Origin of the sequence: Agromyces humi (assembly GCF_009720255.1) — a bacterium.
GTDB classification, from domain to species: Bacteria; Actinomycetota; Actinomycetes; order Actinomycetales; family Microbacteriaceae; genus Agromyces; species Agromyces humi.
Genome location: NZ_WJSP02000149.1, coordinates 1 through 8,474 on the forward strand (window position 1 = coordinate 1; position 8,474 = coordinate 8,474).

The following is an 8,474-nucleotide window of genomic DNA, read 5'->3' on the forward strand; positions in this document are numbered from 1 at the left end:
CGGGCGGCACGGGAGCTCGAACGCGACGGGCGCGCCGTGCTCGCCGCCGTGGCCGACCATCGGCCGCCCGGACCCGACCTCGACGGCGTGACCGCCTACCGTGAGGCGAGTGACATGATCGCCGCGGAGGGGCTCGATGTCGTGGTGCTGTGCACCCCCATGCACACCCACCTTCCGCTCGCCGAGCAGGCGCTGCTGCACGGGGCCCACGTGCTGCTCGAGAAGCCGCCGACCCCGACGCTCAACGAGTTCCACCGCCTGCTCGCGGCGAGCGAGGCGACGGGGCGGGCGGTGCAGCTCGGTTTCCAGAGCCTCGGCTCGGCGGCCGTGCCCGCGATGCGCGACCTCGTCGCCGCGGGCGCCGTCGGCGACCCGGTGCGCTACGGCGCGCTCGCCACCTGGGTGCGGAACGTCGACTACTGGCGGCGGGCCCCATGGGCCGGTCGGAGCACGCTCGATGGCGTGCCCGTGGTCGACGGCGCCGTCACGAACCCGCTCGCCCACGCGGTGGCCACCGGGCTCTCGGTCGCCGGCGCCACCCGAGAGGAGGACGTCGCCGACGTGCGGCTCGACCTGTACCGCGCGAACGACATCGAGGTCGACGACACCTCATCGCTCGTGATCGACCTGGCCGAGGGCGGCCCAGGTGGCGCCAGCGACCCCGCCGGCGCGACGCTCGCCTGCGCGCTCAGCCTCACCGCGCCGCGGCGGAGCGAGCCGTGCATCATCGTCGACGGCACGGCCGGCCGCCTGGTGCTCTGGTACACGCTCGACGTCATCCAGCTCATCGAACCGGGTTCCGACGTGCCGGTCACCAGCCACCATCCCCGCACGGGACTCCTCGCGAACCTCGTCGACCACGTCGTCGACGGCGCCCCGCTGCTCGTGCCCGCGACAACCACCGGCGCGTTCATGCGCGTGCTCGAAGCGGTGCGCGCGAGCGGGCCACCGACCCCGATCGACGCACGGCACGTGGACCGCGTCACCGACGACGAGGGCACGCACCTCGTCGTGCGGGACCTCGAGCACTGGAGCGCCCGGGTCGTGGCCGAGGGCCGCACCTTCGCCGAGGTCGGCGCGCCGTGGAGCCGTGCGGGCTGAGGTCAGGCGTCGACTCAGGGTCAGCCCGGTGGTCGCCTCATGATCGGCGTCGTAGCGTCCCATCGGGCGACCTGCGGTACCGATCCGGACCGTGCGGGCCCAGCACCGATGAAGGAGGGCACCATGACCACCGAAACCGCTGCCGCCTCGACCGCGGCACTCAGCCTCGCCGACGGGATCACGCTGCAGAGGATCGCCCGCGCGGGCGGTTACGCGGGTCCGAACGACGGCGTCCCCGGGCCCAACACCTGGAAGGGCCTCCAGCAGACCGGCAAGGGCTACGGCTACGCCGGGCACCTCGACGGCGATCCGGGCCCGGCCACCTGGGATGCCCTCCAGCGACTCGCCGCCAAGGGCGGATACACGGGTCCGAACGACGGCGTCATGGGACCCGCGTCGTGGAAGGGGGTGCAGACCGTGCTCACGGGCTTCGGCTATGCCGGCCCCATCGACGGCGTCCCCGGAGCCGACACCTGGCGGGCGCTCCAGGTCCTCGCCCGCATCGGCGGCTACTTCGGCCCGTACGACGGCGTCCTCGGGCCGAACTCCTGGAAGGGCGTGCAGACCGTGCTGACGGGCGCCGGGTACGCCGGCCCCATCGACGGCGTCGCCGGACCGAACACCTGGAAGGCGCTGCAGCGCATCGCGCAGCGCGGCGGGTACGCCGGGCCGATCGACGGCGTGCCGGGTCCGAACACGTACGCCGGGCTCGCCGCACTCCTCGTTCGCAGCGAGCACGACTGACTGACCTGTATGGACGACGGATGCCCCGTGGCTCGCGATGAGCCACGGGGCATCCGTGTGTTCAGGTGACGCGGGTCACCTCAAGCGGGAAGCGCTCGAGCGAGCGCGACCACTTACTTGAGGGTGACGGTCGCGCCGGCCTCCTCGAGGGCGGCCTTCGCCTTGTCGGCGGTCTCCTTGTTCGCGCCCTCGAGCACGGCCTTGGGAGCACCGTCGACGACGGCCTTGGCCTCGCCGAGGCCGAGCGAGGTGAGCTCGCGGACGACCTTGATGACCTGGATCTTCTTCTCGCCGGCAGCCTCGAGGACGACGTCGAAGGAGTCCTTCTCCTCGACCTCTTCAGCAGCAGCGCCGCCGCCAGCGGCAGCGGGGCCGGCAACGGCGACCGGAGCGGCCGCGGTGACCTCGAAGGTCTCCTCGAACGCCTTGACGAACTCCGAGAGCTCGATGAGGGTCAGGCCCTTGAACTGCTCGAGCAGCTCTTCAGTGGACAGCTTCGCCATGATTTTTCTCCTTAGATTCTTGGTTACTCACCGCTTGAGAGGCTCGCGCCTACGCAGCGGACTCCTGCTTCTCACGCAGCGCGTCGACCGTGCGAACGGCCTTCGACAGCGGTGCGTTGAACAGATATGCGGCTCCGAACAGCGAGGCCTTGAAGGCACCGGCGAGCTTCGCCAGCAGCACTTCACGGGACTCGAGGTCGGCGAGCTTGCCTACCTCTTCGGCGGTCAGGGGCTTGCCATCGAAATAGCCGCCCTTGACCACGAGGAGGGGGTTCGCCTTGGCGAAGTCACGCAGGGCCTTCGCGACGGCGACCGGGTCACCGTGCACGAATGCGATCGCGGAGGGACCGGCGAGCTCGTCGTCGAACGACGAGATGCCGGCGTTGTTCGCCGCGATCTTGGTCAGCGTGTTCTTCACCACGGCGTAGCTCGCGTCCTCACTGATGGACTTGCGCAGCGTCTTGAGCTGAGCAACAGTGAGGCCGCGGTATTCGGTCAGCAGAACGGCGGTCGAGCTCTCGAACAGGTTCGTGAGTTCGGCAACCGAGGCTTCCTTGTTCGCCATGGCCACTCCTTGTGAATTCAACGCGCACCGCGGAAGCGGTGCACGGCCTGGGAGCGCTGGCGGTTCTGATGAACAGGTCTGAGTGTCGAACAAAAGAAAAGAGCTCCGGCGCAGTTGCGCGGAGCTCGGCCCGGATGAACGGGAGGTCTTCGTCACACCTGCGCGGGCACTTGCTTTCGCAAGACTTCGGTCGCTCCACCAGGTGAATGAACACACGGCAGCACGACAACCAGCGGTCTTCGGCTCCGACAAGGCTAACGGATGCCGCGCGCTCCGCCAAATCGGGGCGGCCGGGCTCATCGCCAACCGTCCGCGGCCCCGGGCGTCCGATGTCCGAGCGACCTACCATGATGGTGCTTCAGTGCATCCCCCGATGCGGCGCGCCCCTCGCGAATCGAGACTGTGCCCACCGCGGGCGTCGTGCCGCGATCAGCGAGGCATCCCGTCGGCGCCCTTGAGCGAAGGAACCGATCATGAACACTGACAGCGCCGACGGACGGGTCCCCGAGGGCCCCACCGGCCGGCAGATCATCACGTTCGCCCCGGTGGACGAGGCGACGGCGACGCGGGAGCTCCGCGACGTCGCGGGCCTCGACGTCGGCAGGGCTCGCGGCCTCGATGACCCGGCGGCGGTGGCGACGGGTGACGTGTACCTCGAGGAGCTCAGGATCGCGATCGTCGACTCCGTGCCCGACCAGCTGGGTGCGCTCTCGCGCGCGGTCCGCGACCCCCAGAGCCCGATCCTCGCGGTGGAGCCCGAGGTCTACGTGTATCCGTTCGACAGCATCGAGGCCGCACCGACGGCGACGGCGCACGCAGCCGCCGAGGCGGACGACGAGGAGGTCGATGCGGCCGAGACGTACGCCGACACCGACACCTACGCCTGGGGCCTCAAGGCCGTGCACGCGGTGCCGCCGATCCTGGCGACCGCACCGTGGGCGGGGTCGGGGATCAGGATCGCCGTGCTCGACACGGGCATCGATCTGGGGCACCCCGACTTCGCGGGTCGCGTGATCGCCGCCCAGTCCTTCATCCCCGGGCAGCCGGTGCAGGACGGCCACTCGCACGGCACGCACTGCGCCGGCACCGCGGCCGGACCGAAGACGCCGCCGGGAACGAAACGGCGGTACGGCGTCGCACACGGCTCCCGGCTCCTGGTGGGCAAGGTGCTCAGTGATTCGGGCAGCGGGACCAGCGGCCAGATCCTCGCCGGCATCGACTGGGCCATCCAGCAGGGCGCTCACGTGATCTCGATGTCGCTGGGCTCGGCCGTCGCCGTGGGCCAGACCTATTACACCTACTACGAGCAGGCGGCGACCGCAGCGCTGAACGCCGGCTCGCTCATCGTGGCTGCGGCGGGGAACAGCGGATGGGCACCGGTGGGCGCGCCGGCCAACAGCCCGTCGGTCCTCGCGGTGGCGGCCCTGGATCAGGCGCTCCAACGGGCGCCGTTCTCGTGCGTCGGCCTGAACGGCAACGGCGGCGAGGTGAACATCGCGGCGCCCGGCGTCGCGACCTACTCCTCGGTGCCCGTGTCGAAGGGCTCGTACGGCTTCAAGAGCGGCACGAGCATGGCGACCCCCCACGTGGCGGGCGTCGCTGCCACCCTGGCACGCAAGACCGGCCTGCGCGGGCGGGCCCTCTGGCAGGAGCTCGTGCGCACGGCGGTGGCGCTCCCCCTCTCCGCGCAGGAGGTCGGCGCGGGCCTCGCGGTCGTGCCGACCCGTCGGCGGCCCATCTGGGACTACCAGCCGATCCCGTGGCGGCCCGGTCCGGTCATCGACCCGGGCCCGCTCGAGCCGAACCGGATCCCGTAGGAGGGCGACGATGCCCGAGCCGGCAGCGCCGGGGGGCGACCGCGTGCACGTCACCGTGACGGGCCGCGGCATACGCGACGCACTCGGCGACCTCCGAGACGCCGGGCTGGAGGTGGACGAGACGCTCGACGGCCTCGGCATCGTCACGGGCCGCGCCGCCCCCGACGCCGTCGCGCGGATCCGCGACCTTCCGGGAGTGACCGTCGAGCCGGAGGTCGACGTGCACCTGCCGCCGCCCGATGCGCCGCTGGAGTAGCGTCCGTCCTCCGTCGGGGGGTCGCGGTAGACCGGAGTAATGGAGATCACACACCTGAACCCCGAGTCGCTCTTCACCAATCCCGCGTTCAGCCAGGGAGTGCTCGTTTGTGGCGCGTCCGACCTGCTGTACGTCGGCGGCCAGAACGCCACGGACGCCTCGGGGGCCATCATCGACGGCGGGCTCGGGGCACAGACCGAGCAGGCCTTGAGGAACGTGCTCGCGGTGCTCGCGGAGGCCGGCGCCGACCAGTCGAATGTGGTGCGCCTGGCGGTGTACCTCGTCGACGGCGAGTCGGTCGACGAGGGGTACGCCGCGTCGGCGAAGGTCTGGGGCATGCACCCCACGGCCCTCACCGTGCTCGTCGTGCCGCGCCTCGGGCGGCCTGACGCGCTGGTCGAGATCGAGGCGGTCGCCGTCCTCGAATGAGTGCCGCAGGGGCCACCCGATCGGGAATAGTTGACCGACGTCCAAGGTTGACTTAGTGCAACTACTTATATATAGTTGCTAAATATCAACTTTGTAGCGCCCGCCTCCCACCAGGCGGAGTGCTTCGCACGACGTAAGGATCACCGTGACTTCTGTGGCAGACAAGCCCGCGACCGGGGCCGTTCCGGCCGCTCCGGCGCAACGCACCCCCCGGGAGGTGCTCATCGCCATCTCCGGCCTCGTCGTGGCGATGTTCGTCGCCGTCATCTCCGGCACCGTCGTCTCGACCTCGATGCCGCTCATCATCGCCGACCTCGGCGGCGACCAGACCGCCTACACCTGGGTCATCACCGCGAGCCTGCTCGCCATGGCCGTCTCGACCCCGATCTGGGGCAAGCTCGCCGACCTGGTGAACCGCAAGGTGCTGCTCATGACGGCGATCGGCCTGTTCGTCGTCGGCACGGCCATCGCGGGCTTCGCCCAGGACACCACGACCCTCATCGCCGTGCGCGTGATCCAGGGCCTCGGCGCCGGCGGCCTCATGTCGCTCGTCATGATCCTCATCGCCGTCATCATCTCGCCGCGTGAGCGCGGCAAGTACATGGGCCTGGTCGGCGGCATCATGGCCGTCGCCACCATCGGCGGCCCGCTGCTCGGCGGCGTCGTGACCGACGCCTGGGGCTGGCGCGCCAACTTCTTCCTGCCGGTCCCGCTCGCGATCATCGCGCTCATCGTCATCCAGCGCACCCTGCACCTGCCGCCCATGCCGAAGCGCGCGGTGAAGATCGACTACGTCGGCATCGCGCTGCTCTCGGTCGGCGTCTCGCTGCTGCTCATCTGGGTCTCGCTCGGCGGCAGCCAGTTCGAGTGGGACTCGATGACGAGCTTCGTCATGATCGGCATCTCCGCCGCGGCCGTCATCGGCTTCATCGTCACCGAGTTCTTCGTGCCCGAGCCGATCGTCCCGATGACGCTCTTCAAGAACCGCACCTTCACGCTCGCCGTCATCGCCTCGGTCTCGATCGGCGTCGCGATGTTCGCGACCAGCGTCTTCCTGGCGCAGTACTTCCAGCTCGCGCGCGGCGCCTCGCCGACGGAGTCGGGCCTCATGACGATCCCGATGATCGTCGGCCAGATGGGCGCTTCGATCCTCATCGGCGCACTCATCAGCAAGTTCGGCAAGTGGAAGCGCTTCATGCTCCTCGGCTCGCTGCTCGTCGTCGCCGGCAGCTACCTCATGACGACGCTGAGCTACGACACCGACTACCTCTGGGTCAGCGTCTACATGGTCGTGCTCGGCGCCGGCCTCGGCATGGTCATGCAGAACCTCACGCTCGTCGTGCAGAACGACACCCCCGCTTCGCAGCTGGGTGCCGCGAGCTCGAACGTGAACTTCTTCCGCACGATCGCGGGCACCATCGGCGTGACCATCATGGGTTCGCTGCTGGCCACCCAGGTCACCACGCACATCACGTCGGGCCTGAAGAGCTACACGCCGACCTCGCCCGAGGACGTCGAAGCCCTGAAGGGCCTCGCCGGCGGTGGCATCCCCCACGTCTCCGAGCTGCCCGACGGCATCCGCGTCATCATCGAGAACGCCTACGGCAGTGGCATCGCCGACGTCTTCTGGATCGCCGTGCCGCTCGCGGTGCTCAGCGTGATCGCCATCGCCTTCCTGCCGAACAAGGCGCTCTCGACGAAGACCTCCGCCGAGCAGCTGAAGGAGGAGTTCGAGCAGGTCGCGATCGACCTGGCCGAAGCCGAGATCGGTGCGCCCGTCACCTCCTCCATGCAGATCGTGGAGGAGGACGCCGAGGCCGAGCGTGCGGCGAAGACCGCGAAGACCTCCGCCGAGTCCGCCCGCTGACATGACACTCACGATCGAGGTTCCCGACCGTACCGACGAGGCCATCGCCGACGTCGAGGAGCAGTTGAGCATGCTGTTCAGCCGCATCCGCACGGTCTGGAAGGAGTCGGCCGAGCAGGTCCATCCCGACCTGCAGCCGGCGGGCTACAAGCTCATCTCCGCGATCACTCGGCTGGGCACGACGAACGCGCACGTCCTGGCCGACATGTTCGACATGGACAAGTCCGTCGTGAGCCGTCAGATCCGCATGCTCGAGGAGCTCGGTCTCGTCGAGACCCGTCCCGATGAGACCGACGGCCGCGTGCGCGGGCTGGTGGCCACGCCGAACGCCCTCGAGGCGGTGCACGGCGTGCGCGACCGCAACCAGCAGCGACTGCGCGACGTGCTCGCCGGCCATCCCGAGTCCGAGCTGCGGAGCTTCGCGAACCTGCTGCGGAGCATCGGCGACGCCTGACGTCGGCGCCTGGCACCCGATCGCCCGTGTCGATCGCGATGAAGGCCCGCCCTCCCACACGGAGGACGGGCCTTCGCTCGCGACAGCGGCGCTCCCGCCGAATAGGATCACCCGCATGACCCCCACCGCCGCGCCACGCACCCGGACGGCCACCGACGACGAGATCGCCTCGGTCGAGGAGCAGCTCCGGCGGCTCTTCGGGCGCGTGCGGCTCGTCTGGAAGGAGGCGGCCGCCGCGGTGCACCCCGACCTCCAGCCGGTCGGCTACAAGATCCTGTCCGCGCTCGTGCACCGCGGACGCATGCACGCCGGCGCGATCGCCGAGGTCTTCGAGATCGACAAGAGCGTCGTGAGCCGCCAGGTGAAGCACCTCGAGTCGCTCGGGCTCGCCAAGGTCGTCGCAGATCCCGACGACGGGCGGGCGCGCTTCATCGAGGCGACGCCCGAGGCGATCGCGAGCGTCGACCAGAAGGGCTCGCGGATGCAGCAGCGGCTCTACGCGCGGCTGCGCACGTGGTCGGGCGACGACGTCGACACGCTGGCCACCCTCCTCGGGCGGCTCAGCAGCGAGGTCGTCGAGGCGGACGGCACTGACGCGGACGGCACCCAGGCGGACGGCACCGCGAGCACACGGCCCGAGGGTGACATGTCGTTGGCGAGCAACGGCACCGTCGTCGGCTCCCCCGGCCGAAGGTAGGCGATGTCCTTGACCGCGACGGGAGCCGGGGGCTCGCTGGG

Annotated in this window: 10 protein-coding genes; 8 read left to right on the forward strand and 2 right to left on the reverse strand. The window is 70.1% G+C overall.

Going from position 1 to position 8,474, the window contains the following annotated elements:
- Together GH736_RS12700 and GH736_RS12705 are read left to right on the forward strand one after the other, a co-directional pair.
- The coding region (locus GH736_RS12700) for a Gfo/Idh/MocA family protein (RefSeq protein ID WP_159603820.1) at nt 1-1,101 on the forward strand (1,101 nt) is incomplete at its 5' end.
- A gap of 123 nt (nt 1,102-1,224) precedes the next feature.
- On the forward strand, nt 1,225-1,845 hold the full coding sequence (locus GH736_RS12705) for a peptidoglycan-binding domain-containing protein (protein ID WP_203230757.1): 621 nt from the start codon (nt 1,225-1,227) through the stop codon (nt 1,843-1,845).
- A gap of 113 nt (nt 1,846-1,958) precedes the next feature.
- Here GH736_RS12705 and rplL read toward each other — a convergent pair whose 3' ends face one another.
- The gene (gene rplL / locus GH736_RS12710) at nt 1,959-2,348 is read right to left on the reverse strand and encodes a 50S ribosomal protein L7/L12 (RefSeq protein WP_159603822.1); all 390 of its coding nucleotides are present in this window, start codon (nt 2,346-2,348) and stop codon (nt 1,959-1,961) included.
- A gap of 49 nt (nt 2,349-2,397) precedes the next feature.
- Nucleotides 2,398-2,913 carry a 50S ribosomal protein L10 gene (rplJ, locus tag GH736_RS12715; protein ID WP_130351776.1) on the reverse strand — a complete coding sequence of 172 codons (516 nt, stop codon included), beginning with the start codon at nt 2,911-2,913 and terminating at the stop codon, nt 2,398-2,400.
- A 473-nt stretch (nt 2,914-3,386) separates the two neighbouring features.
- Between rplJ and GH736_RS12720 the strand changes: the two genes are divergently transcribed.
- The 6 genes from GH736_RS12720 to GH736_RS12745 all read left to right on the forward strand — a co-directional run bounded on the left by GH736_RS12720 (nt 3,387) and on the right by GH736_RS12745 (nt 8,433).
- A complete protein-coding gene (locus GH736_RS12720; RefSeq protein WP_159603824.1) occupies nt 3,387-4,730 on the forward strand; it encodes a S8 family serine peptidase in 1,344 nt (447 codons plus the stop codon).
- 10 nt (nt 4,731-4,740) lie between these two features.
- Nucleotides 4,741-4,986, forward strand: coding sequence for a hypothetical protein (locus GH736_RS12725; RefSeq protein WP_159603826.1), 246 nt, complete (start codon nt 4,741-4,743; stop codon nt 4,984-4,986).
- Between the two features lie 39 nt (nt 4,987-5,025).
- Nucleotides 5,026-5,415, forward strand: a complete 390-nt coding sequence (locus GH736_RS12730) for a RidA family protein (RefSeq protein ID WP_159603828.1) — start codon at nt 5,026-5,028, stop codon at nt 5,413-5,415.
- Nucleotides 5,416-5,560: 145 nt separating this feature from the next.
- Nucleotides 5,561-7,282, forward strand: coding sequence for an MDR family MFS transporter (locus GH736_RS12735; RefSeq protein ID WP_235934148.1), 1,722 nt, complete (start codon nt 5,561-5,563; stop codon nt 7,280-7,282).
- Nucleotide 7,283: 1 nt separating this feature from the next.
- Nucleotides 7,284-7,736, forward strand: a complete 453-nt coding sequence (locus GH736_RS12740; RefSeq protein WP_159603829.1) for a MarR family winged helix-turn-helix transcriptional regulator — start codon at nt 7,284-7,286, stop codon at nt 7,734-7,736.
- A 115-nt stretch (nt 7,737-7,851) separates the two neighbouring features.
- Nucleotides 7,852-8,433: a MarR family winged helix-turn-helix transcriptional regulator gene (locus tag GH736_RS12745; RefSeq protein WP_159603831.1), complete on the forward strand. Its 582-nt coding sequence runs from the start codon at nt 7,852-7,854 to the stop codon at nt 8,431-8,433.
- Nucleotides 8,434-8,474 lie beyond the last annotated feature (41 nt).